At 65.6% G+C, this 24,993-nt stretch carries 22 protein-coding genes; 11 read left to right on the top strand and 11 right to left on the bottom strand.

Going from position 1 to position 24,993, the window contains the following annotated elements; translation table 11 throughout:
- Positions 1–19: 19 nt before the first annotated feature.
- The 7 genes from lepB to rpoE all read right to left on the bottom strand — a co-directional run bounded on the left by lepB (position 20) and on the right by rpoE (position 6,899).
- A complete protein-coding gene (gene lepB / locus CV_RS10085; RefSeq protein WP_011135612.1) occupies positions 20–991 on the bottom strand; it encodes a signal peptidase I in 972 nt (323 codons plus the stop codon).
- Entirely contained in the window at positions 992–2,785 is a 1,794-nt protein-coding gene (lepA, locus tag CV_RS10080) for a translation elongation factor 4 (protein ID WP_011135611.1), read from the bottom strand.
- Positions 2,786–2,942: 157 nt separating this feature from the next.
- On the bottom strand, positions 2,943–3,182 hold the full coding sequence (locus CV_RS10075; protein WP_011135610.1) for a glutaredoxin family protein: 240 nt from the start codon (positions 3,180–3,182) through the stop codon (positions 2,943–2,945).
- Positions 3,179–4,591, bottom strand: coding sequence for a DegQ family serine endoprotease (locus CV_RS10070; protein ID WP_011135609.1), 1,413 nt, complete (start codon positions 4,589–4,591; stop codon positions 3,179–3,181). The genes CV_RS10075 and CV_RS10070 overlap by 4 nt, the downstream gene beginning before the upstream one ends.
- A 258-nt stretch (positions 4,592–4,849) precedes the next feature.
- Positions 4,850–5,746, bottom strand: a complete 897-nt coding sequence (locus tag CV_RS10065) for a MucB/RseB C-terminal domain-containing protein (RefSeq protein ID WP_052278806.1) — start codon at positions 5,744–5,746, stop codon at positions 4,850–4,852.
- Positions 5,747–5,814: 68 nt separating this feature from the next.
- Positions 5,815–6,297, bottom strand: a complete 483-nt coding sequence (locus CV_RS10060) for a sigma-E factor negative regulatory protein (protein WP_011135607.1) — start codon at positions 6,295–6,297, stop codon at positions 5,815–5,817.
- A gap of 2 nt (positions 6,298–6,299) precedes the next feature.
- Positions 6,300–6,899, bottom strand: a complete 600-nt coding sequence (gene rpoE, locus CV_RS10055) for an RNA polymerase sigma factor RpoE (protein WP_011135606.1) — start codon at positions 6,897–6,899, stop codon at positions 6,300–6,302.
- 244 nt (positions 6,900–7,143) lie between these two features.
- Here rpoE and prpB point away from each other — a divergent pair, with 244 nt between their 5' ends.
- The 6 genes from prpB to CV_RS22140 all read left to right on the top strand — a co-directional run bounded on the left by prpB (position 7,144) and on the right by CV_RS22140 (position 14,258).
- Complete coding sequence (gene prpB, locus CV_RS10050) at positions 7,144–8,022, top strand: methylisocitrate lyase (RefSeq protein WP_011135605.1); 879 nt, start codon at positions 7,144–7,146, stop codon at positions 8,020–8,022.
- A 47-nt stretch (positions 8,023–8,069) separates the two neighbouring features.
- On the top strand, positions 8,070–9,218 hold the full coding sequence (gene prpC, locus CV_RS10045; RefSeq protein ID WP_011135604.1) for a bifunctional 2-methylcitrate synthase/citrate synthase: 1,149 nt from the start codon (positions 8,070–8,072) through the stop codon (positions 9,216–9,218).
- 55 nt (positions 9,219–9,273) lie between these two features.
- The gene (locus CV_RS22145; protein WP_011135603.1) at positions 9,274–9,849 is read left to right on the top strand and encodes a putative glycolipid-binding domain-containing protein; all 576 of its coding nucleotides are present in this window, start codon (positions 9,274–9,276) and stop codon (positions 9,847–9,849) included.
- Positions 9,850–9,853: 4 nt separating this feature from the next.
- Positions 9,854–12,460 (top strand): Fe/S-dependent 2-methylisocitrate dehydratase AcnD, encoded by a 2,607-nt coding sequence (gene acnD / locus CV_RS10035; protein ID WP_011135602.1) that lies wholly within the window; start codon positions 9,854–9,856, stop codon positions 12,458–12,460.
- 56 nt (positions 12,461–12,516) lie between these two features.
- Positions 12,517–13,707 carry a 2-methylaconitate cis-trans isomerase PrpF gene (prpF, locus tag CV_RS10030; RefSeq protein ID WP_011135601.1) on the top strand — a complete coding sequence of 397 codons (1,191 nt, stop codon included), beginning with the start codon at positions 12,517–12,519 and terminating at the stop codon, positions 13,705–13,707.
- A gap of 200 nt (positions 13,708–13,907) precedes the next feature.
- Positions 13,908–14,258, top strand: coding sequence for a cupin domain-containing protein (locus CV_RS22140; RefSeq protein ID WP_052278805.1), 351 nt, complete (start codon positions 13,908–13,910; stop codon positions 14,256–14,258).
- 22 nt (positions 14,259–14,280) lie between these two features.
- Here the strand turns inward: CV_RS22140 and CV_RS10015 are convergent, their stop codons facing one another.
- Positions 14,281–15,357, bottom strand: coding sequence for an NAD(P)-dependent alcohol dehydrogenase (locus CV_RS10015; RefSeq protein WP_011135599.1), 1,077 nt, complete (start codon positions 15,355–15,357; stop codon positions 14,281–14,283).
- 277 nt (positions 15,358–15,634) lie between these two features.
- Between CV_RS10015 and CV_RS10010 the strand changes: the two genes are divergently transcribed.
- The 3 genes from CV_RS10010 to dapA all read left to right on the top strand — a co-directional run bounded on the left by CV_RS10010 (position 15,635) and on the right by dapA (position 17,937).
- The gene (locus CV_RS10010; RefSeq protein WP_011135598.1) at positions 15,635–16,492 is read left to right on the top strand and encodes a DMT family transporter; all 858 of its coding nucleotides are present in this window, start codon (positions 15,635–15,637) and stop codon (positions 16,490–16,492) included.
- Between the two features lie 78 nt (positions 16,493–16,570).
- The gene (locus tag CV_RS10005) at positions 16,571–16,957 is read left to right on the top strand and encodes a lysozyme inhibitor LprI family protein (protein WP_011135597.1); all 387 of its coding nucleotides are present in this window, start codon (positions 16,571–16,573) and stop codon (positions 16,955–16,957) included.
- Between the two features lie 77 nt (positions 16,958–17,034).
- Positions 17,035–17,937, top strand: coding sequence for a 4-hydroxy-tetrahydrodipicolinate synthase (dapA, locus tag CV_RS10000; RefSeq protein WP_011135596.1), 903 nt, complete (start codon positions 17,035–17,037; stop codon positions 17,935–17,937).
- 71 nt (positions 17,938–18,008) lie between these two features.
- Here the strand turns inward: dapA and CV_RS09995 are convergent, their stop codons facing one another.
- Positions 18,009–18,509, bottom strand: coding sequence for a YajQ family cyclic di-GMP-binding protein (locus CV_RS09995; protein ID WP_011135595.1), 501 nt, complete (start codon positions 18,507–18,509; stop codon positions 18,009–18,011).
- 130 nt (positions 18,510–18,639) lie between these two features.
- Between CV_RS09995 and CV_RS09990 the strand changes: the two genes are divergently transcribed.
- Positions 18,640–19,275 carry a LysE family translocator gene (locus tag CV_RS09990; RefSeq protein ID WP_011135594.1) on the top strand — a complete coding sequence of 212 codons (636 nt, stop codon included), beginning with the start codon at positions 18,640–18,642 and terminating at the stop codon, positions 19,273–19,275.
- 52 nt (positions 19,276–19,327) lie between these two features.
- Here the strand turns inward: CV_RS09990 and CV_RS09985 are convergent, their stop codons facing one another.
- Positions 19,328–19,666 (bottom strand): P-II family nitrogen regulator, encoded by a 339-nt coding sequence (locus CV_RS09985; RefSeq protein WP_011135593.1) that lies wholly within the window; start codon positions 19,664–19,666, stop codon positions 19,328–19,330.
- Positions 19,667–19,814: 148 nt separating this feature from the next.
- Here CV_RS09985 and purL point away from each other — a divergent pair, with 148 nt between their 5' ends.
- Entirely contained in the window at positions 19,815–23,774 is a 3,960-nt protein-coding gene (gene purL, locus CV_RS09980; protein ID WP_011135592.1) for a phosphoribosylformylglycinamidine synthase, read from the top strand.
- A gap of 81 nt (positions 23,775–23,855) precedes the next feature.
- Here the strand turns inward: purL and CV_RS09975 are convergent, their stop codons facing one another.
- Positions 23,856–24,854 (bottom strand): NAD(P)H-quinone oxidoreductase, encoded by a 999-nt coding sequence (locus CV_RS09975; protein ID WP_011135591.1) that lies wholly within the window; start codon positions 24,852–24,854, stop codon positions 23,856–23,858.
- Positions 24,855–24,993 lie beyond the last annotated feature (139 nt).

Here is a 24,993-nt window from a genome sequence, read left to right as displayed (position 1 = left end):
GCTCGTGGCCTGATTGTTTTTACTGGATCTGCGTGCCGATGCGGGACAGCTGGGTGAAATTCATCCAGATCATGAAGGCCTTGCCCACCATCAGCTTGTCGTCGACGAAGCCCCAGTAGCGGCCGTCCGAGCTGTTGTCGCGGTTGTCGCCCATCATGAAGTAATTGCCCTGCGGCACCTTGCAGACGAAGCCATCGTCATCGTAGCGGCAATTGTCGCGATAGGGAAAGTCCTGCACCTGGCTCAAGGCCACCACCGGCGCTTCGGCGTTGTTCAATACATGGTAGGTCTTGCCGCCCTGACTTTCCCGGAAACGCTGCGCGGTGATCTGCGCCAAGCCTTGCTCGATGTAGTCGTAGGTGCCGTCCTCGACATCGGTCAGCGGCTTGCCGTTCACGGTCAGCCGCTTGTTGCGGTACTCGACGGTATCCCCCGGCAAACCGATCACGCGCTTGATGTAGTTGACCTTGGGATTGGGCGGATAATTGAACACCACCACGTCGCCGTGCTTGACCTGGTTGACCGGGACCAGCACGTTGTTCAGCACCGGCACGCGGATGCCGTAGGTGAACTTGTTGACCAGGATGAAGTCGCCGACCACCAGGCCCGGCCGCATCGAGCTGGACGGAATCTGGAACGGTTCAACCAGGAAGGAGCGCAGCACGAACACCACGAGGATCACCGGGAAGAAGCCGCGCGAATAATCGACGAAATGGCCGGGCTGCGCGCCGCTGGCGGCGCGCTTCTTGGCCAGCATCCACTTGTCCAGCGCCCACACCGCGCCGGTGATCACGACGAACACCAGCATCACCGCGGTGAAGCTCATGTAGTCGGACAGCAGGCCGAAGCCGCCGATCACCAGGGCCAGATAGCCCCACTGCACCGATTGCGGCCAATCCTTGGCGCCTTCCTGCTTCTTGCCGCCCAGCAGAATCAGCAACAGGCCGACCACGACCGCGGCCGAGAACACCCAGAACAAGTTTGCACCCACTTATTTGTCCCCTACTTGAAGAATGGCAAGGAAGGCCTCTTGCGGAATTTCCACGTTGCCGACCTGTTTCATCCGCTTCTTGCCGGCCTTTTGTTTTTCCAGCAGCTTTTTCTTACGCGTGATGTCGCCGCCATAGCACTTGGCCAGCACGTTCTTGCGCAGCGCCTTCACCGTCTCGCGGGCGATGATGTGGCCGCCGATGGCCGCCTGCACCGCGATGTCGAACATCTGGCGCGGAATCAGCTCGCGCATCTTGGCCACCAGCTCGCGGCCGCGATACACGCTGGAGGCGCGGTGCACGATCAGAGACAACGCGTCCACCTTCTCGCCGTTGACCAGCACATCCAGCTTGACCAGATCGGCGCTCTGGAATTCCTTGAACTCGTAGTCCAGCGAGGCGTAGCCGCGGCTGGTCGACTTCAGCTTGTCGAAGAAGTCCATCACCACTTCGTTCATCGGCAGATCGTAGGTCAGCATCACCTGGCGGCCCATGTACTGCATATTGCGCTGCACGCCGCGCTTCTGGTTGCACAGGGTCATCACCGAGCCGACATAGTCCTGCGGCACCAGGATGGTGGAGGTGATGATGGGTTCGCGCAACTCGTCGTACTTGCCGGCTTCCGGCATCCGCGACGGGTTGGACACTACTTCCACCGTGCCGTCCTTCATCACCACTTCATAGTTCACCGTCGGCGCGGTGGTGATCAGGTCCATGTCGAACTCGCGCTCCAGCCGCTCCTGAACGATTTCCAGGTGCAGGAGGCCAAGGAAGCCGCAACGGAAGCCGAAGCCCAGCGCCTGCGACACTTCCGGCTCGTATTTCAGCGAAGCGTCGTTCAGCTGCAGTTTTTCCAGCGCGTCGCGCAGCGCTTCGTAATCGTGGCTTTCCACCGGGTACAGGCCGGCGAACACCTGGGACTGCACGTCCTTGAAGCCAGGCAGCGCCTCGGTAGCCGGTTTGGACACCAGGGTGATGGTGTCGCCAACCTTGGCCGATTTCAGTTCCTTGATGCCGGCGATGACGAAACCCACCTCGCCCGCGTTCAGGCTCGGGCGCTGGACCGACTTGGGCGTGAACACGCCCACCTGCTCGCACAGGTGCTCGGCGCCGGTGGCCATGAACTTGATCTTGTCCTTCGGCTTCAGCGAGCCGTCGATCACGCGCACCAGCATCACCACGCCGACGTAGTTGTCGAACCAGGAGTCGACGATCAGCGCCTTCAGCGGGCCGTCCGGATCGCCCTTCGGCGGCGGGATCTTGTTGACCACCTCTTCCAGGATGTCCTCGATGCCGATGCCGGACTTGGCCGAGGCGCGCACTGCCTCGACGGCCTCGATGCCGATGATGTCCTCGATCTCCTGGGAAATGCGCTCGGGATCGGCGGCCGGCAGGTCGATCTTGTTCAGCACCGGCACCACTTCCACGCCCAGGTCGATGGCGGTGTAGCAGTTGGCCACAGTCTGGGCTTCCACGCCCTGCGACGCGTCCACCACCAGCAGCGCGCCTTCGCAGGCGGACAGCGAGCGCGACACTTCATAGCTGAAGTCTACGTGCCCCGGGGTGTCGATCAGATTCAGGTTGTACACCTGGCCGTCGCGGGCCTTGTATTGCAGCGCGGCGGTCTGCGCCTTGATGGTGATGCCGCGCTCCTTCTCGATGTCCATGGAGTCGAGCACCTGGGCGCTCATCTCGCGCAATTCCAAACCGCCGCAAAACTGGATGAAACGGTCGGCCAGCGTCGATTTACCGTGGTCGATATGGGCAATGATCGAAAAATTTCGGATGTTCTTCATCGGTTTCCAGCAAAAGATAAGGGCACGCTAGCGTGCCCGGGGCTGCTGACGGATGGCCCTTCCGGGGGACCCCGCGGGTCCGGCGGCTGCCGGAAGCCGATCAGCAAGCGGGGGCGCGACCAGCGCGCCCCCGGTTTTACTCACACTGGCGCGGATTTTAGCCGATTTCGCCCAAGTGTGCAGCCAATCTCGCGCCATCCAGATGCCAATGGCAGATTTCGGTCTCGCCATCCATCAGCACCGGCACCAGCTCGTTGAAGCGAGCTTCCAGCGCCGGATCGGCATCGACGTCCACCACCTCCAGCTCGAAGCCGTGGCGCTCGCGCCAAGGCGCGAGCTCCGCCAGCATCTGGTGGCACAGGCTGCAATATTCGCGGAAGTACAGCGTCAGCGTCACTTGGCTTCGTCCACGGTCAGCGGCACGAACATGGTCACGCCCTGACGCATCACCTGCAAGGCCACGGCGCCGCCTTTCTTGGCCTGGTTCAGCGCATTCTTCAGCTGGGCGAAGTTCTTCAGCGGATCGCTGCCGATGCCGACGATGATGTCGCCCGGCTGGATGCCGGCGCGCATCGCCGCGCCGTTGGCGCCGCGCACCAGCAAGCCGTAATCGATGCCGGCGCGCTGCAGCTGGACGGGGCTCAGCTCCTGCAGGCGCAAGCCGATCTGGGCCAGGTTCTGCTCAGCCTCGGCGCCGGGCTTGCGGTATTCGCGCTTGGCGACGCGGGCATCCTCCTCCACCAGTTCGTCCGGCACCACGCGGACGCTGGTCTGCGCGCGGCTGCGCCAGACATCCAGCGTGATCGCCTTGCCCGGCGGCAGGTCGCTGATCAGGCGCTGCATGTCGCCGCCGTTCTCCACCGCCTGGCCATTGATGCGCAGCACGATGTCGCCCGCCTTCAGGCCGGCCTTCTGTGCCGGCCCCTTGGGATCGAGCGCGTTGATCAGCACGCCGCTGGGCTTGGCCAGGCCGAAGGACGCCGCCAACTCCTTGCTCAGCTCCTGCACCACCACGCCGATGCGGCTGCGGGTGACCTTGCCCTTGGCCTTCAACTGGTCGGCGACATTCATCGCGGTATCGATCGGAATGGCGAAGGAAATGCCCATGAAGCCGCCGGAACGGCTGTAGATCTGCGAATTGACGCCGACCACCTCGCCCTTCAGATTGAACAGCGGGCCGCCGGAATTGCCGGGATTCACCGCGGCGTCGGTCTGGATGAACTGCACGGCGCTCTCATCCGGCAGCATGCGGTTCTTGCCGGACACGATGCCGGAAGTCGCGGTGTTCTCAAAACCGAAGGGCGAGCCGATGGCCAGCACCCACTGCCCCACCTTCAGGCTTTTCGGATCGCCCATCCGCACCACCGGCAGGTTCTGGGCATCGATCTTCAGCAGCGCCACGTCGGAACGGGCGTCGGAACCGATCACCCGCGCCTGGAATTCGCGCTTGTCGTTCAGCTTGACGGTAATCTTGTCCGCGCGGGCCACCACATGCGCATTGGTCAGCACATAGCCGTCCCGCGAAATGATGAAGCCGGAACCCAGCGAGCTTTCCTGATGCTCGCGCTGCTGCGGCGGCGCGAAGCGGCGGAAGAACTCGAAGAACGGATCCCCCTCCATGCCCTCCGGCAGGCCGGAAACCATCTCCTTGACCGTGGAGGTGGTGCTGATATTGACCACCGCCTTGCCTTCGGCCTCGACGATCTGGGCGAAATCCGGCAGGTCCGCCGCCATCGCGGCAGGCGCCGCGGCAGTCAGGACAGATGCCGCCAGCATTGCAGAAACAATCAGTTTTTTGACCGACATGCGCGCTCCATCTTTGGAATGTTGTGGACTGTATATGCCGGCGGACGCCGGCTTTGCAACCATCGGATCGGGAAACGGCGCCACGCCGCGCCCCTCACGCTCCCTTGCGACGCGCCTGCCGGCGCATCACGCGAAACTGGCCACCCCGCATCGACTCGATTCGGAATGGCCAGCCATGATCATCACCGGACGGCGAACGGCGCACCCGCGGAAGAATCCCCGCGCGATGCCCAATCCGCTCCCGCGCCGGACACGGGCTCAGTCACCCTTGCCGTTGACATGCAAGCCCTTGAGCAGAGCCATCATCGCGGTTTGCGGCATGTCGCCCACCGCGGTCAGCTGCATATCCCCCTGGTAGCTGGTGGCCATGTTGATCGCCCCGTGCAGATTGCCCACCTTTTCCAGGCGCGCATGCTCCGGCGGCGGCGGCTCGACGAACACCGACAGCATGACCAGGCCATCGCTCAGCACCATGTGGCGAACCGGCTTGCCGCCCTGGCCGGGCAGCACGCGCTGCACCGACCGCAACAGCCGGAAGCCCTGCGGAAGGCCCGTCACCTCGCTTTGCGAAGCGGCCGCCTCCTCGCTCCCCGCGGATGCGCCGGAGCGCAGCTGGAAGCGCTGCGACAGCCTGGAAGCATACGCCCGCTTATCCTTGGCCCCGCCCAGCTCCACATCCGTGAAGGTGAACTGCTCGACTGCGTCGCCGCGCGGCGACAAGGTCATCACTTTCAGAGGGAGATAGGTCGCGGGCTCGATGCACATCCGCATCGTGTAACGCTGCGCGTCGCGCGGCTGCAGATCCAGCCACTGGCAGTCGCGCTTGGCCACGCGGTCGTGGCCGGTGCGCTTGAGGGCATAGGAGCGGGTAATGTCGTCGAGGTCGTCGGGCAGCAAGGCGGGGAACAGCCTCATCGCGCTGATCTTGCACGCCATCAGGGCGCGCTTGTCGGGCGCGAAGCAGGTGAGCTCCCTTCCCTTGCGAACCACCTCCCGCGTCGGACCGTCCAGCGAAGTGCGCTTTTCGCGCACATTGTCGCCTTGCCCCTGGCGGACGATGCGGAAGGTTTCCAGCGTGCCATTCATCTGATGCAGATAGGTGCCATCCAGCGGCTGCTGCCTGCCGGCGTTGCCGACATTGCGCAGCAGCTGCATGTCATCCTCCGCATGGGCCGCGCACGCGGCCCCGAACATCAAAACACCAATCAGAGGAACGACACGCATCAGTGGCGAGCTCCGTTTCCATAGGACACTCGCATCACGCTCTGGTCTGCGGTCACCTCCTGGTGCGCCAGCACATAGGGATCATCCTGGTCCATCACCGCCGCGGGGTTCGCGATCTGCACCGGCACGCCGCGATCGGCGATCGCCGACGGCGGAGCGTTGCGGTGGGACAGCTGCTGCCAACCCACTACGGCTGCGAAGCTGACGCTCGCGGCCAGCGCCACCGCGCTCGCGGCGCGCGCCTTGCGCGGACGCGTCCAGCGACGCGGCGCCAGGACCGTCGGCTCCTCCGCCAGCCGCGCCGCCACCTTGGCCCTCACATTGAGCGAGGACAGGCGGTTGGCGCGCATGGCGTCGCCGATCAGATGATACTGTTCCCAGGCATCATCCAGGTCCTTGTCTCCGGCGATGGCGGCGATTGCCTTGTCGGCATCGGGCCCGTCCAGTTCGCCGTCCATCAGTGCGGATATCGTTTCTTTCATACTTACCACCTTCTGTTCTTGGCCGTATCCAGCAAAGGCCTGAGCTCAGCAGCAATCGCCTCGCGTGCGCGGAAAATCCGCGAACGCACGGTACCTATCGGGCAATCCATCACCCTGGCGATCTCATCGTAGGACAGCCCTTCCATCTCCCTAAGCGAGATGGCAGTACGCAACTCCTCCGGCAAGGCCTCCACGGCGGCATTGACCGTAGCCAGAATCTCCTTGTTCATCAGCTCGGTTTCGGGCGTGTTCAGGTCGGGAATTTGCGACGCCATGTCGAAACTCTCGCCGTCCTCGTCCTCGATCTCGCTGTTCACCACCGGACGACGTCCGTTGGCGCTGAGGAAATTTTTGGCCGTATTGATGCCGATCCTGTACAGCCATGTGTAAAACGCGCTCTCACCTCGGAACGACGGCAAGGCGCGATACGCTTTGATAAACGCTTCCTGCGTCACATCCTCGATGTCAGAACCGTCGCGTATGAAACGCGACAACAGCCTGGCGAGACGTCGCTGATACTTGGCAACAAGCAGATCGAAAGCTCTTTTTTCACCTCGCTGGGCACGTTCCACCAACTGTTGATCGATGTCCCGATCACTCATAGTCGTTGTTATGCTCCCTGGTTTGCCCACTGTTCTATGTGGTCGTTACGTGGACTGTGTTCTAGACCACGGCTTAATGCCCGAGTTCCCACTGGCGAGGACGTTGCGAAACATATCACTCCCGGCACAAAACTTGAACATCCGAATATCAACTATTGCCAGCAATTTCTAGAGCCTTTACACTCCAACCAAGCACTTGCTTGAATGACAGGCAATTAATCCAATCCACCGTCAGGAGCATTCCATGAGCACTCCCGGGCAGCGTTTCCGCCAGGCCGTGGCCGCCGAAAAACCATTGCAAGTGGTGGGGGCGATCAACGCCTACGCTGCACGTTTGGCCGAACACTCAGGTTTCAAGGCCCTGTACCTGTCCGGCGGCGGCGTCGCCGCCTCGTCCTGCGGCATCCCGGACCTCGGCATCACCACGCTGGAAGACGTGCTGATCGACGCGCGCCGCATCACCGACAACACCGACCTGCCGCTGCTGGTGGACATCGACACCGGCTGGGGCGGCGCCTTCAACATCGCCCGCGCGGTGCGCAGCCTGGAGAAGGCCGGCGTCGCCGCCGTCCACATCGAAGACCAGGTGCAGCAGAAACGCTGCGGCCACCGCCCGAACAAGGCCATCGTACCTCAAGATGAGATGGTGGACCGCATCAAGGCCGCCACCGATGCCCGCCGCGACGCCAACTTCGTCATCATGGCGCGCACCGACGCGTTGGCCGTGGAAGGCCTGGACGCCGCCATCGCGCGCGCCATCGCCTGTGTGGAGGCCGGCGCCGACATGATCTTCCCCGAAGCGATGACCGACCTGGCCATGTACAAGCGCTTCGCCGAAGCGGTGAAGGTGCCGGTGCTGGCCAACATCACCGAATTCGGCGCCACGCCGCTCTACACCACGGAAGAGCTGGCCGAGAACGGCGTCAGCCTGGTGCTGTACCCGCTGTCCGCCTTCCGCGCGATGAGCCAGGCCGCGCTGGAAGTGTACGGCGCGATCCGCCGCGACGGCACCCAACAGGCGGTGCTGGACAAGATGCAGACCCGGATGGAGCTGTACGACCACCTGGGCTACCACGAATACGAAAAGAAACTGGACCAGCTGTTCGCCGCCGGCAAGCAATAACAATCAAGGCAGCGGCATCGCCCCAAGTCTGACAAAGGAGAAACAGCATGACCGAAGTGGTTCTGACCGGCAAACCGAAGAAATCCGTTGCCCTGTCCGGCGTCGCCGCCGGCAACACCGCGCTGTGCACCGTCGGCCGCAGCGGCAACGACCTGCACTATCGCGGCTACGACATCCTGGACTTGGCAGGCCACTGCGAATTCGAGGAAGTCGCCCACCTGCTGGTGCACGGCAAGCTGCCCAACAAGGCCGAGCTCGCCGGCTACAAGAAGAAGCTGAAATCGCTGCGCGGCCTGCCGGCCTCGGTCAAAGCCGCGCTGGAAGCGCTGCCCGCCGCCGCCCATCCGATGGACGTGATGCGCAGCGGCGTGTCGGCGCTGGGCTGCGCGCTGCCCGAGAAGGACGACCACAACCTGGCCGGCGCCCGCGACATCGCCGACCGCCTGATGGCCTCGATGGGTTCCATGCTGCTCTATTGGTATCACTACAGCCACAACGGCAAGCGCATCGAGGTGGAAACCGACGACGACAGCATAGGCGGGCACTTCCTGCATCTGCTGCACGGGGTCAAGCCTTCCTACGAGTGGGTTCGCGCGATGCACACCTCGCTGAACCTGTACGCCGAGCACGAATTCAACGCTTCCACCTTCACCGCCCGCGTCATCGCCGGCACCGGCTCCGACATGCACAGCGCCATCACCGGCGCCATCGGCGCGCTGCGCGGCCCGAAGCACGGCGGCGCCAACGAGGTGGCGTTTGAAATCCAGCAGCGCTATGAAAATCCGGACGAAGCCGAAGCCGACATCCGCGCCCGCGTGGAACGCAAGGAAGTGGTGATCGGCTTCGGCCACCCCGTTTATACGATTTCCGATCCGCGCAACAAGGTCATCAAGGAAGTGGCTCGCGAGCTGTCCAGGAGCAACAGCGACATGAAGATGTTCGACATCGCCGAACGGCTGGAGTCGGTGATGTGGGACGTCAAGAAAATGTTCCCCAACCTGGACTGGTTCTCCGCCGTCAGCTACCACGCGATGGGCGTGCCGACCGCGATGTTCACGCCGCTGTTCGTGATCTCGCGCACCAGCGGCTGGGCCGCTCACGTGATCGAGCAACGCCAGGACGGCAAGATCATCCGTCCGTCGGCCAATTACATCGGACCGGAAGACCAGGCCTTCGTGCCGCTGGAGAAACGCTGAGCCATGCAGCAAGCGACGCGGCCGGACAGCCGCGTCGGCAAGACTGGAGCAGTCAATGAAGCAAATGTTGTTCTGGCAGCGCCTGGACTGCCCGGGACTGGAGCAGGCGGAAATCGAAACCGGCGCCGGACTTTCCCTTTCCGCCAGCGGCAGCCTGCTGCACGCCGACACCGGCGCCAGCCTGCGCTACCGGATGCAGCTGGATCACCACGGCAGGCTCAGCCACGCCCACATCGACCTCTCCGCGCCCGACGCGCGCCAACTGACGCTGCAGCACGCCGAAACCGGCCGCTGGCTGGTCAACGGCCAGCCGGAACCGGCCTGGGACGGCTGCCCGGAGCTGGATCTGCAGGCCTGCGGCCTGACCAATGCTTTCCCCATACGCCGGCTGAAGCTGGCGGTCGGCGACAGCGCCGAGCTGTCGATGCTGTTCATCCGGCTGCCCGCCCTGACGCCCGCCGTCTGTCCGCAGCGCTACACCCGACTGCCGGACCGCGACGGCATGCCCTGCTACCGCTATGAATCCCCGGGCTTCGCCGCCGACATCGTCGTCGACCAGCAGGGCTTCACCGTCCATTACAGCGACTTCCTGCAACGGCTGCCCGCGGCGGCCGCGACTGAGCGAAAGTAAACACATGAACCGCCAATACCGTACCGCCCTGCCCGGCACCGGGCTGGATTATTTCGACGCCCGCGCCGCCGTGGAGGCCATCCGGCCCGGCGCCTGGGACAAGCTGCCCTATACCGGCCGCATCCACGCCGAGAACCTGGTCCGCCGCTGCGAGCCGGCCATATTGAGCGAATGCCTGCAACAGATCGTCCATCGCAAGCGCGAGCGCGACTTTCCGTGGTTTCCGGCGCGCGTGGTCTGCCACGATATCCTGGGCCAGACCGCGCTGGTGGACCTGGCCGGCCTGCGCGACGCCATCGCCGATCAGGGCGGCGATCCGGCGCAGGTCAACCCGGTGGTGCCGGTGCAGCTGATCGTCGACCACTCGCTGGCGGTGGAGTGCGGCGGCTTCGACCCGCAGGCTTTCGAGAAGAACCGCGCGATCGAGGACAGGCGCAACGAGGATCGCTTCCACTTCATCGAATGGACCAAATCCGCCTTCGACAATGTGGACGTGATCCCGGCCGGCAACGGCATCATGCACCAGATCAATCTGGAAAAGATGTCGCCGGTGATCCACAACGACCACGGCGTAGCCTACCCCGACACCTGCGTCGGCACCGACAGCCACACGCCGCACGTCGACGCGCTGGGCGTGATCGCCGTAGGCGTCGGCGGCCTGGAGGCGGAAAACGTGATGCTGGGGCGCGCCTCGTGGATGCGGCTGCCGGACATCGTCGGCGTCGAGCTGTCCGGCAGGCCGGCGGCCGGCATCACCGCCACCGACGTGGTGCTGGCGCTGACCGAATTCCTTCGCCAGCAGAAGGTCGTCGGCGCCTACCTGGAGTTTTACGGCGAAGGCGCGGCGGCGCTGACCCTAGGCGACCGCGCCACCATCTCGAACATGGCCCCCGAGTACGGCGCGACCGCCGCGCTGTTCTTCATCGATGCGCAAACCATCGATTATTTGAAACTGACCGGCCGCAGCGATCAGCAAGTCAAGCTGGTGGAAGCCTACGCCAAGACCGCCGGCCTGTGGGCGGACAGCCTGAAGACAGCCGAATACGAGCGCGTGCTGAAGTTTGATCTCTCCACCGTCGCCCGCAACCTGGCCGGTCCATCGAATCCGCACAAGCGGCTGCCGGTGTCGGCCCTGGCCAAACGCGGCATCGCCGGCAACCTCGCCGAAGCCCGCGCGCAGGAAGCGCAAGGCCTGCTGCCGGACGGCGCGGTGATCATCGCCGCCATCACCAGCTGCACCAACACCAGCAACCCGCGCAACGTGATCGCCGCCGGCCTGCTGGCGCGCAACGCCAACAAGCTGGGCCTGGTGCGCAAACCGTGGGTCAAGTCTTCGCTGGCGCCCGGCTCGAAGGCGGTCGAGCTGTATCTGAAGGAAGCCGGCCTGCTGTCCGAGCTGGAGAAGCTGGGCTTCGGCATCGTCGCCTTCGCCTGCACCACCTGCAACGGCATGTCCGGCGCGCTGGACCCGAAAATCCAGCAGGAAATCGTCGATCGCGACCTGTACGCGACCGCGGTGCTGTCCGGCAACCGCAACTTCGACGGCCGCATCCACCCCTACGCCAAGCAGGCCTTTCTCGCCTCGCCGCCGCTGGTGATCGCCTACGCCATCGCCGGCACCATGCGCTTCGACATCGAGAAGGACGTGCTGGGCATCGCGGACGGCAAGGAAATCCGCCTGCAGGACATCTGGCCCAGCGACGCGGAAATCGACGCCGTGCTGAAGCAATCGGTCAAGCCGGAACAGTTCCGCCAGGTCTACGAGCCGATGTTCGCCATCCATCGCGACAACGGCGCCAAGGCCAGCCCCTTGTACGCCTGGCGGCCGCAGTCCACCTACATCCGCCGCCCGCCATACTGGGAAGGCGCGCTGGCCGGAGAGCGCACGCTCAAGGGCATGCGCCCGCTGGCGCTGCTGCCGGACAACATCACCACCGACCACCTGTCGCCGTCCAACGCCATCCTGCCGGACTCCGCCGCCGGAGAATACTTGGCCAAGATGGGTTTGCCGGAGGAAGACTTCAATTCCTACGCCACCCACCGCGGCGACCACCTGACAGCGCAGCGCGCCACCTTCGCCAACCCCAAGCTGTTCAACGAAATGGTGCTGAACGACGACGGCTCGGTCCGCCAGGGCTCGCTGGCCCGCGTCGAGCCGGAAGGCGAGACGATGCGGATGTGGGAGGCGATAGAAACCTATATGGACCGCAAGCAGCCGCTGATCATCATCGCCGGCGCCGACTACGGCCAGGGCAGCTCGCGCGACTGGGCGGCCAAGGGCGTGCGCCTGGCCGGCGTCGAAGCCATCGTCGCCGAAGGCTTCGAGCGCATCCACCGCACCAACCTGATCGGCATGGGCGTGCTGCCGCTGGAATTCAAGCCCGGCGTCAACCGCAAGACGCTGGGGCTGGACGGCACCGAGACCTACGACGTGATCGGCCAGCGCCGGCCGCGCGCCGACCTGACGCTGCTGATCCACCGCCGCGGCGGCGAGACGGCGCAGGTTCCGGTGACCTGTAGGCTGGATACCGCGGAAGAGGTGTCGATCTACGAGGCAGGCGGCGTGCTGCAGCGTTTCGCGCAGGACTTCCTGGCAGCGGCGCAAGCCTGATCAAGCAACACGGCCGGCGCCAGCCGGCCATTCAACAAAGAAACAGGATGGACAGCATGGCTCACCCCGCCCAGATCCGCATTCCCGCCGCTTATATGCGCGGCGGCACCAGCAAAGGCGTGTTCTTCCGGCTGCAGGATCTGCCGGAAGCCGCCCGCCAGCCCGGCGCGGCGCGCGACGCGCTGCTGCTGCGCGTGATCGGCAGCCCGGACCCTTACGGCAAGCAGATAGACGGCATGGGCGGCGCGACGTCCAGCACCAGCAAGACCGTCATCGTGTCCCGATCCGCGCGCCCGGACCACGACGTCGATTACCTGTTCGGCCAGGTCGCCATCGACAAGGCCTTCGTCGACTGGAGCGGCAATTGCGGCAACCTGTCCGCCGCCGTCGGCCCTTTCGCGATCGCCAACGGCCTGATCGACCCCGCTCGCATCCCGGCAGACGGCTTCTGCACCGTGCGCATCTGGCAGGCCAATATCGGCAAGACCATCGTCGCCCACGTGCCCGTCGCCAACGGCCAGGTGCAGGAAACCGGCGACTTCGAGCTGGACGGCGTCACCTTCCCCGCCGCCGAAGTGCGGCTGGAATTTCTCGACCCGGCCGACGAGGGCGAAGGCGACGGCGGCGCGATGTTCCCCACCGGCAAGCTGGTGGACACGCTGGAAGTGCCCGGCGTCGGCGCCTTTCCGGCCACGCTGATCAATGCCGGCATCCCCACCATCTTCGTCAACGCCGCCGACATCGGCTATACCGGCACTGAGCTGCAGGACGCGATCAACTCCGATCCGGCCGCGCTGGCGCGCTTCGAAACCATACGCGCCCACGGCGCGCTGAAGATGGGGCTGATCAAGCGCCTGGACGAGATCGCCAGCCGCCAGCACACGCCCAAGATCGCCTTCGTCGCGCCGCCGGCCGACTACGTCTCGTCCAGCGGCAAGCCGGTGAAAGCATCCGACATCGACGTGCTGGCGCGGGCGATGTCCATGGGCAAATTGCACCACGCGATGATGGGCACCGCCGCGGTGGCCATAGGCACGGCGGCGGCCATTCCCGGCACGCTGGTCAACCTGGCCGCCGGCGGCGGAAAACGCCAGGCGGTGCGCTTCGGCCACCCATCCGGCACGCTGCGCGTGGGCGCGCAAGCCCGCGAGGCACACGGCGAATGGGTGGTGACCAAGGCGGAAATGAGCCGCAGCGCCCGGGTGCTGATGGAGGGCTGGGTGCGGGTGCCCGGGGACGCTTTCTAGACGCCGCTCCCTGCCGGCAAGGCAAACGATGGGGGTGTCGGGCATCCTCCCTGTTTTCACATCCCTCCGGCCAGGCCGCCGGCGATTTTCGACGGGGTTTCGTGAGATAATGACGACTGGAGCGAATGGCGGCGGCCGACATACCGCAAGCATTGCCGCGTCCGCTCCTACCGTCTGACCACCAACCGGAATACCCCGACATGAGCACCCCCGCCCCGATACTGACCGCCTCCGCCGATTGGCACTGGAGCCCCACCCCCTACCCCGGCGTGGACTTCACCTGGTTGCGCCGCAACCCGGACGGAGGCGGCTCGGCCCTGCTGAAGTTGGCCAAGGGCGCGAAGCTGCCGCTGCACCAGCACCCGGGCACGGAACAGGTATTCGTCACCGCCGGCCGGCTCAAGGTGGGCGAGCACGTGCTGAACAAAGGCGACCACCTGTTCATCGACGCCCACGTCCCGCACGCGGTGGAGGCTTTGCAGTCCACCGTCTACCTGACGCTGTCGGAAAACGACGGCGTGGAGCTGCTGGAGCCGGGACAGGCGATCTGACCCGGCTCCTTGCCGCGAATGGCTAGAAAGGCTGGATCGCCACCTTCAGCACGCCGTCGCGCTGATGCGAGAACAGGTCGTAAGCCTCGACGATCTGGTCCAGCTTGTAGCGATGCGTGACCAGCGGCGACAGGTCCAGCCTGTCGCTCTCCAGCACGTTCATCAGCCGCCGCATCCTCTCCTTGCCGCCCGGGCACAGCGAGGACACGATGCGCTTGTCGCCGAGCCCGGCGTTGAACGCGTCCAGCGGAATCCTCAGATCGCTCGAGTACACGCCCAGGCTGGACAGCGTGCCGCCCGGCTTCAACACCCTGAGCGCCGACTCGAACGTCCCCTGGGTGCCCAACGCCTCGATGGAGGCGTCGACGCCGCGCCCGCCGGTCAGCTTCATGATCTCGGCGATCACGTCCACTTGTTTGAAATTGAGCGTGACGTCGGCGCCCAGCCGGCGGGAAATGCCCAAGCGTTCGTCCAGCCCGTCCACCGCGATGATGCACGAAGCGCCGCGCAGCCTGGCGCCGGCCACCGCGCACAGGCCGATCGGCCCCTGGGCGAACACCACCACCACGTCGCCTATCCTGATATTGGCCGCCTCCGCGCCGGCGAAGCCGGTGGACATGATGTCCGGACACATCAGCACCTGCTCGTCGCTCAGCCCGTCGGGGATCGGCGCCAGGTTCGCCTGGGCGTCCGGCACCAGCACGTACTCGGCTTGGGTGCCGTCTATGGTGTTGCCGAAACGCCAGCCGCCCATCGGCTTGTAGCCGTGGCATTCGCAGCCGCCGTCCTGCGCCGGATGGCCGTCCTGGCAGCCGTAAGAAGTGAAGCTGGGACAGATCGCGCCGGCGATCACCCGCTGCCCCTCGCGGTAGCCCTTGACGTCCGCGCCCAATTTCTCGATCACGCCCACCGGCTCGTGCCCTATCGTCAGGCCGGACGCCACCGGATACTCGCCCTTGAGAATGTGCACGTCGGTGCCGCAGATGGTGGTGGTGGTGATTTTCACCAGCGCGTCGCCGGGGCCGACTGCCGGAATCGGCTTCTCCCTCAGCTCTATCCTGCCGGGTCCGACGAATACCGTTGCTTTCATGCTGCTCATGGCTTGCCTCCTGTCGTGGCGGAGCCCGCCCGGCCATGACCGCAACCGGCTCCAGGATGGAAACGAAACGCATCCTTAACACTAGGCCGCAAACCGGCGGCGCGGGCAACTGCCCGGTCGGCCCATGCGGGCGGCTGATGATCTGCATCAAATGATTTGTCGCCATGCTGCCATGCAAGACCGCCCATCCCGATCGCATCGCATTTGACGTAACAACTGGTTTACAATCCATCGTTACACATAAAATATCTTTACATAAAACAAACGAGAGACATCGATGAATCAAGCGATGCTGTACGCGCTCGCCGCGATCGCCATGTGGGCCTCTGTCGCCACCCTCAGCGCCCTCACCCATACCCTGCCGCCGTTCTTCGTCGCCGGCGTCGGCCTGATCCTCGGCAGCCTGCTGACCGCGCGCCGCGTCAAGGAATGGAAGGTGCCGCCCAAGAACTTCGCCAATGGCGTCTACGGCATATTCGGCTTCTATTTCTTCCTGTTCAACGCCTACCGGCTGGCGCCGGTGATGGACGCCACCGTGCTCAGCTATGTCTGGCCGCTGTTGATGGTGCTGCTGTCTCCGCTGCTGCTGCCGGGCACCCGGCTGGGCGCCAACCACATCCTGGGCAGCCTGATCGGCTTCGCCGGCGCGGCGCTGATCGTCACCGGCGGCAAGCTGTCGCTGTCGATGTCCGCGCTGCCCGGCTACCTGATGGCCTTGGGCGCGGCCGTGGTGTGGGCCACCTACAGCCTGTTCACCCGCCGCCTGCCCGCCACCTCGGACAACGCGGTCGGCGGCTACTGCCTCGCCTCCGGCCTGCTGGCGCTGGGCCTGCATTTCGCCACCGAGCCCGCCGCCCATCCCTCCTCTGTCCAGTGGCTGATGATCGCCGTGCTGGGCCTGCTGCCCATGGGCGCGGCCTTCCTGTGCTGGAACCGCGCGATGCAGCTGGGCGACCCGCGCCAGACCGGCGCGCTGGGCAACGCCACCCCGCTGCTGTCCACGCTGATGCTGGTCGCCTCCGGCCAAGCCGCGCTCGATGGCAGCGCCGCGCTGGCCATCGCCATGATCGTCGGCGGCGCCGCGCTGGGCACCCTGCCGGCGGAGCGCCTGCTGCCCGGCTGGCTGCGCGCCTGAACTACAGTGCCGGCGGGCGCGCCGCGCCCGCCTGGCGGGCTATAATCGCAAGCCTTCACCCCAACAAGGAGTTTAGCGATGAAGCCCTGCCTCCTCGCCCTGCTGGCGCTGTTCGCCAGCCATGCCGCCCTGGCCGAAGACGATCCCTGCCAGAACGCCAACAACACGCTGGAAATCAACGACTGCAAGCAAAAGCAGTTCGACGGCCGCGACAAGCTGCTCAACGAACGCTACCGCGCGCTGCTGCAGAAACTGCGCGCCGACGAAGCCCAGGGCGGCGCCAAGGACAAACCGTCCGCGCTGCTGATCCAGGCGCAGCGCAAATGGATCGCTTTCCGCGACGCCGATTGCAACACCAAGTACCAGATTTACATCGACGGCAGCATCCGCAACGCCGTCTTCCTCGACTGCAAGATCGAGCGCACCGAACAGCGCATCAAGGAGCTGGATCCCAAGCTTTGGTAAGCGCCGCGGGTTCCCGCGCCCAGGGGCGAGGAGTATCATCCCTGCCTGTCTTCACGCAAAAATAAAAAGGGGCTGACATGGCAAAACACTGGGGCAAGGTGCTGACCGCGATGGTGACGCCGTTCGACGGCGACGGCCGGCTCAACCTCGACGCGGCGCGCGCGCTGGCGCGCCACCTGGCGGATAACGGCAGCGACGCGCTGGTGCTGGCCGCCACCACCGGCGAGGCGCCCACGCTGGACGACGCCGAGCGCTTCGACCTGATCCGCGCGGTCAGCGACGCAGTGACCATTCCGGTGCTGGCAGGCACCGGCAGCAACGACACCCGCCACGCGCTGGCGATGACCGCCCGGGCCGAGGCGGCCGGCGCCGCCGGCGTGTTCCTGGTCTCTCCGTACTACAACCGCCCGCCGCAGGCCGGCATCGAGGCCCACTTCCGCGCGCTGGCCGCCGCCACCCGGCTGCCGGTGATGATCTACGACGTCCCCGGCCGCACCGGCCGCCGCATCGCCCACGACGTGCTGCTGCGGCTGTTCCGCGAGGTGGACAATATCGTCGCCTTCAAGGACGCCACCTGCGACCCCGCCGCCGCCGCGCGGCTGGTGGCCGAGGCCGGAGAGCATTTCGAGCTCTACTCCGGCGACGACGCGCTGACCCTGCCCCTGCTGGCGGTCGGCGCGGTGGGCGTGGTGGGCACCTCCACCCACTGGACCGGCCCGGAGTTCGCCGAGATGATCGCCGCCTTCGAGCGGGGCGACGCGGGCCGCGCCCGCGAGATCAACGCCGCGTTGATGCCGTCCTATGCCTATTCCAACACCGACGATTCGGTGTACTCGATGTCGGTGAAGGCGATGCTGCGCGCCCTGGGCCTGGCTGTCGGCGAATGCAGGCTGCCGCTGCCGGCGACGCCTGCCGGCGTCGAGGCGCGCGCCGCGGAAATATGGCGCGAGCTGGAGGCCTGGCGCGCCGCCCAGCGCTGAGCGGCCGCCGGCAATAAAAAAGGAGACCCTTGGGTCTCCTTTTTCGTGACTGGCGCGCCGCGCGGCGGGAGTCAGTCGCGGAAGTTGTTGAACTGCAGCGGCGCGCCGTTTTCCAGATCGGACGCGATCTCGGCCTTCAGCAGCGCGATGGCTTCCTGCAGCACGTCGCGCTTGGCGCCGGACACCCGCACCGCCTCGCCTTGGATGCTGGCCTGCACCTTCATCTTGGAGTCCTTCAGCAGCTTGACGATCTTCTTCGCCAGATCGCTGTCCAGGCCTTCCTTGATCTTCAGCACCTTTTTCACCTTGTTGCCGGACACCTTCTCCAGCTTGCCGTAGTCCAGGCTGCGCACGTCGACGCTGCGCTTGGACAGCTTGTTCACCAGAATGTCGTTGACCTGGTCCAGCTGGAACTCGGTATCGGCGAACAGCGTCACTTCCTTGTCGTTGAATTCGATGCGGGCGTCACTGCCCTTGAAATCGTAACGGGTGGACACTTCCTTGTTGGCCTGGTCCAGCGCGTTGCGCACTTCCACCTTGTTTACTTCGGAAACGACATCAAAAGACGGCATAAAACGATCCTCGCTAATAACCTGCCGCATTCTAGTAGCGGCGTTGCCGCTTGTCACCCGTCATGCCATTGCCAAGACAGGCCGGAAATGGTTTTATCGACGACAATCAAACAAATCCCGGAAATCCGCCATGCTCGTCACCCTGCCGCAACTGGCCGCCTTTCTCGCTGCCGCCATGCTGATCACCGTCACCCCCGGGCCCGACAACCTGATGGTGCTGAGCCAGGGCATCTCCCGCGGCCGCCGCCAGGGCATGGCCTTCGGCCTGGGCTGCGCGCTGGGTTGCCTGAACCACACGCTGCTGGCCGCGCTGGGCGTCAGCGCGCTGATCGCCGCCTCGCCGCTCGCCTTCGCCGCGCTCAAGATCGCCGGCGGCGCTTACCTGGTTTACCTGGGCTGGGGCGCCATACGCAGCTCCGGCGCCAGCTTCGACGCGGACGCCCAGGTCGGCGGCCCCCAGGGATCGCTGGCCGCCACCTTCCGCCGCGGCCTGATCGCCAACGCGATCAATCCCAAGGTGGTGCTGTTCTTCCTTGCCTTCCTGCCGCAGTTCGTCAATCCGGCGCAAGGCCCTGTCGGCCTGCAGACCGCCATCCTGGGCGCGCTGTTCACGCTGCAGGGCGCGCTGATCTTCGGCGCGCTTGGCTATTTTTCCGGCCACGTCTGCCAGTGGCTGGCGAAAAGCCGCAAAGCCAGCCAGCGGCTTGATCGCGTGGCCGGCACCGTTTTCATCGCGCTGGGCCTGCGCCTGATTCTGGCGCGCTGAGCGCGCGAAAAAGGCGGCCCGGGGCCGCCTTCCGCCATCCATCCCGATCGGGTCAGATCGCCTGCTCGTTGGTTTCGCCGGTGCGGATGCGCACCACCTGTTCCACCGGCACCACGAAGATCTTGCCGTCGCCGATCTTGCCGGTGCGGGCGGTCTCGACGATGGTTTCGATCGCGCGCTCGACCAGGTCGTCCGGCAGCACCACCTCTATCTTCACCTTGGGCAGGAAATCCACCACGTACTCGGCGCCGCGGTACAGCTCGGTGTGGCCTTTCTGGCGGCCGAAGCCCTTGACCTCGGACACGGTGAGGCCGTTGATGCCGATCTCCGACAAGGCCTCGCGCACCTCGTCCAGCTTGAACGGCTTGATGATGGCTTCGACCTTTTTCATTGCGCAATGCTCCCGAATAAAACCAATGACATTAGAGTAAAAAAGCAAAAAATGCCGCGGGGCGGCGGTATCTTCCGGACACGCCTTAAATGCGGCGATGTTTTGCTGTATTATGACGCCCTTTCCTGGTACTTGTCGCGGGTGTCTAATGTCTTACATTACCAAGCTGCGCGGTGGCGTCGCCCTGTCACCGTTTCGTCTCGAAAAACTGCAGGCGGCAGCTGCCGATGCCGGTCTGAAGGATATCGTCCTGACTGCCGAGCACTGGCATTTTGCGGAAAGCGACAGCGAGCTTTCGCTGGAGGAAATCGGCGTGCTGGGCCAATTGCTCAGTTACGGCGAGGCGCCGCTGAACACCGAGCCCGAAGGCGAACTGTTCCTGGTGACGCCGCGAATCGGCACCTTGTCGCCATGGGCGTCCAAGGCCACCGACATCGCCCGGCACTGCGGGTTGCCGAATATCCGCAGAATCGAACGCGGCACCGCTTTCCGAGTAAAGTCCGCCGCTAAATCTTTAAGTGAAGAGGCTCGCCACACCCTGGCGGGCCTCTTGCACGATAGGATGACGGAAACCGTGCTGTCCTCGCTGGAGGACGCCGACAAGCTGTTCGTCCACTTCGATCCGCAGCCGATGACCAGCGTGGACATCCTGGCCGGCGGCCGCGCGGCGCTGGAGGCGGCTAACGCCCAGCTCGGCCTCGCGCTGTCGGACGACGAGGTCGAATACCTGGTCGAGAACTTCACCAAGATGAAGCGCAATCCCAGCGACGTCGAGCTGATGATGTTCGCGCAGGCCAACTCCGAGCACTGCCGCCACAAGATCTTCAACGCCCAGTTCATCATCGACGGCGTCGAACAGGGCAAATCGCTGTTCCGCATGATCCGCGACACCCACGACGCCAATCCGCAGGGCACGCTGGTGGCGTACAAGGACAACGCCTCGGTGATCGAGGGCGCCTTCATCGAACGCTTCTACCCGCAGCCGGGCAGCCACCAGTACGCGTACACCAGCGAACCCACCGACATCCTGATGAAGGTGGAGACGCACAACCACCCGACCGCGATCTCGCCCTTCCCCGGCGCCTCCACCGGCAACGGCGGCGAAATCCGCGACGAAGGCGCCACCGGCCGCGGCTCCCGCCCCAAGGCCGGCCTGACCGGCTTCACCGTGTCCAACCTCAACATCCCCGGCTTCAAGCAGCCGTGGGAAGCCTACCGCGACGGCCAGCCGGAATACGGCAAGCCGGGCCGCATCGCCTCGGCGCTGCAGATCATGCTGGAGGGTCCGATCGGCGGCGCGGCATTCAACAATGAATTCGGCCGCCCCAACCTGGCCGGCTACTTCCGCGCCTTCGAGGAAGAATTCAACGGCGAGATGCGCGGCTACCACAAGCCCATCATGCTGGCCGGCGGCCTGGGCAACATCCAGCAGCAGCAGATCCACAAGAACGAGATCCCGGAAGGCGCGCTGCTGATCCAGCTAGGCGGCCCCGGCCTGCTGATCGGCCTGGGCGGCGGCGCGGCCTCGTCGATGGACACCGGCGCCAACAGCGAAAACCTGGACTTCGACTCGGTTCAGCGCGGCAACCCGGAAATCGAGCGCCGTTGCCAGGAAGTGATCGACCGCTGCTGGCAGCTGGGCGAAGCCAACCCCATCGTCTCCATCCATGACGTGGGCGCAGGCGGCCTGTCCAACGCCTTCCCCGAGCTGGTCAACGACGCCGGCCGCGGCGCGATCTTCCACCTGCGCAAGGTGCACCTGGAAGAAAAAGGCATGACGCCGATGCAGATCTGGTCGAACGAAGCGCAAGAGCGCTACGTGATGGCCATCCTGCCGGAAGACCTGGACCGCTTCACCGCGCTGTGCGAACGCGAGCGCTGCCCGTTCGCGGTGCTGGGCGTGGCCACCGACGACGGCCACCTGCAGGTGCGCGACGACCACTTCGGCAACAACCCGGTGGACATGCCGCTGGAAGTGCTGCTGGGCAAGCCGCCGCGGATGACCCGCGACGCCAAGACGCTGGAAATCGCGCCGCAGACCTTCGACGCGTCCAAATACCCGCTGCGCGAAACCGCCTACCGCGTGCTGCGCCACCCGACCGTGGCCGACAAGTCCTTCCTGATCACCATCGGCGACCGCACCGTAGGCGGCATGACCGCGCGCGACCAGATGGTGGGCCGCTGGCAGGTGCCGGTGGCGGACGTGGCCGTCACCACCATGGGCTTCAACACCTATCGCGGCGAAGCGATGGCGATGGGCGAGCGCACCCCGGCCGCGCTGTTCGACGGCCCGGCCTCCGGCCGCATGGCCATCGGCGAGGCGCTGACCAACATCGCCGCCGCTTTCGTCGGCCACCTGGGCAACGTCAAGCTGTCCGCCAACTGGATGGCCCCCGCCGGCCATCCGGGCGAGGACGCCAACCTGTACCGCACCGTGCAGGCGGTGTCCGAGCTGAGCCAGAGCCTGGGCGTCAGCATCCCGGTGGGCAAGGACTCGCTGTCGATGAAGACGGTATGGCAGGAAAACGGCGAGCAGAAGGCCGTCACCGCGCCGCTGTCGGTGGTGATCTCCGCCTTCTCGCCGGTGGACGACGTGCGCAAGACCGTCACCCCGGATCTGAAGGACGTCAAGGACAGCGACCTGATCCTGATCGACCTCGGCTACGGCCGCTGCCGCCTGGGCGGCTCGATCTACGGCCAGGTGTGGAAGGACATGAAGGGCCGCGCGCCGGACGTGGAAAGCCCGCTGCAGCTGGCCGCCTTCTTCGGCGTGGTGCAGTCGCTGCTGCGCGACGACAAGCTGCTGGCCTACCACGACCGCTCCGACGGCGGCCTGTTCGCCGCGCTGGCGGAAATGATGTTCGCCGGCCACGTCGGCGCCAGCATCGATCTGCAGGAGCTGGTGATCGAGCGCCAGAACACCCAGCGCATCATCGACGACTACGTGCAGCCGACAATGGAGGCCGCCACCCACGGCCGCATCATGCGCGTGCTGTTCAACGAGGAGCTGGGAGCGGTGCTGCAGGTGAAGAAGGCCGACACGCCGGAAGTGATCGCCCGCTTCATGAAGGCCGGCATCGGCCGCGAGCTGTTCGTCATCGGCCGCACCAACGGCCACGACCGCCTGGTGATCAAGCACAAGGGCAAGGACCTGTTCAGCGAAAGCCGCAGCGAGCTGTTCTGCGCCTGGTCCGAAACCAGCGCCCGCATGCAGCGCCTGCGCGACAACCCGGCCTGCGCCGACAGCGAGCAGCTGCTGCGCAGCCACGCCAAGTCGCGCGGCCTGTTCGCGCAGCTGTCCTTCGACGTGCACGGCGACCCGGCCGCTCCCTACATCGGCACCGGCAAGCGCCCGCGCATGGCCATCCTGCGCGAGCAGGGCGTCAACGGCCAGCTGGAGATGGCCGCGGCCTTCGACCGCGCCGGCTTCGACGCGGTGGACGTGCACATGAGCGACATCATCGCCGGCCGCGTGCAGCTGGCCGACTTCAAGGGCCTGGCGGCCTGCGGCGGCTTCAGCTACGGCGACGTGCTGGGCGCCGGCGAAGGCTGGGCCAAGAGCATCCTGTTCAACCCGCGCGCGCGCGAGCAGTTCGAGGCCTTCTTCGGCCGCGGCGACACCTTCGCGCTGGGCGTGTGCAACGGCTGCCAGATGATGTCCAACCTGTCGTCCATCATCCCGGGCGCCGAGCACTGGCCGAAGTTCCACCGCAACGCGTCGGAACAGTTCGAGGCGCGCTTCGCGATGGTGGAAGTCACCGCGTCGCCGTCCATCTTCCTGTCCGACATGGTGGGCAGCCGCCTGCCGGTGGTGGTCAGCCACGGCGAGGGCCGCGCGGTGTTCGCGCCGGGCGCGCAGGAGCAGGCGCTGACCGCGCTGCGCTACATCGACTTCGACGGCCGCGCCACCGAAACCTACCCGTTGAACCCCAACGGCTCGCCCGCCGGCATCACCGGCGTCACCACCGCCGACGGCCGCTTCACCATCATGATGCCGCACCCGGAACGCGTGTTCCGCACCGTGCAGAACAGCTGGCATCCGGCCGAATGGGGCGAGAACGGCGGCTGGTACCGGATGTTCGCGTCCGCCCGCCGCTGGGTGGGCTGATCGACGCCGCCTGCCGCAGCGCAAAGCAAACGGAAGCCTACGGGCTTCCGTTTTTCATTCCTCGCCGCGGCGAAGAAACGTTCAACCGCCCGCCATCACCGGAAACAGCGTCAGCACCACCTTGCCCAGATTGCGGTTGTCCGCGACGTAAGCGTGCGCGTCCCGCACCTGGGTCCAGGGATAGCTGCTGTCCACCACGGCGCGCGCCCGGCCCTCCAGCAAGGCCGGCAGGATCAGATCGCGCAGCGCGGCGGCCAGCTCGGCCTTGACCGCCAACGGCTGCGGACGCAGCGTGGAGCCGATCAGGCTGATGCGCTTCATCAGCAGGCGGCCGAAATCCAGTTCGGCCTTCAGGCCGCCCATCAGGCCGATATTGACCAGGCGTCCATCCGGGTTCAACGCCTGCAGGTTTTCCGCCAGGTGGCTGGCGCCCACCGGGTCCAGCACCACGTCGGCGCCGCCCCAGGCCTTGACCCGCTCGCCGAAAGCCGGCGTCTCATGGTAGTTGAACACCTGGCTCGCCCCCAGTTCGCGGCAGAAGGCCAGTTTCTCGGCGCTGCCGGCGCTGGCGAAGGCTTCCGCGCCGAGCAGCCTCGCCAGCTGGATCGCCGCGACGCCGACGCCGCTGGCGCCGGCATGGATCAAGGCCCGTTCGCCGGCCTGCAGCCCGGCCTTCACCACCAGGTTGAACCAGGCCGTCATCCAGGCCTCCGGCAAGCCGGCGGCCTCCACCCAGGACAGCTGGTCGGGCTTGGCGATCGCCAGCGACTGGTCCAGCAGCGCGTATTCGGCATAACCGCCGCCCTCCACCAGGCCGAACACCGCGTCGCCCGGCTGGAAGGCGGAATCGCCGACCGCCTCCTCCACCACGCCGGCCACCTCCAGGCCCATCAACGGGCTGGCGCCCGGCGGCGGCGGATAGCGGCCCTCGCGCTGCATCAGGTCGGCGCGGTTGACGCCGGCCGCCATCACCCGCACCAGCAATTTGCCCGGCGCCGCGCGCGGCTTGTCCCACTCCCCCATTTCCATCGTTTCCACGCCGCCCGGCGCCTGCTGCACGATGGCCGACATTTTTTCCATTCGGACTTCCCCCTTGATTGATATCCGACAAATGCGGACATGCGCCCCGAGCGCAAGCGCCGCGTTGAAATAATCCGCATCGAAAAACATTGCCATGCGCTGGATCAAGCATCGCGCGCCGGCTTTGATTACAATCCTA

The sequence above is a fragment of the Chromobacterium violaceum ATCC 12472 genome, from assembly GCF_000007705.1.
In the GTDB taxonomy this organism is placed as follows: Bacteria; Pseudomonadota; Gammaproteobacteria; order Burkholderiales; family Chromobacteriaceae; genus Chromobacterium; species Chromobacterium violaceum.
This window is presented reverse-complemented; position numbering and strand designations above follow the sequence as displayed.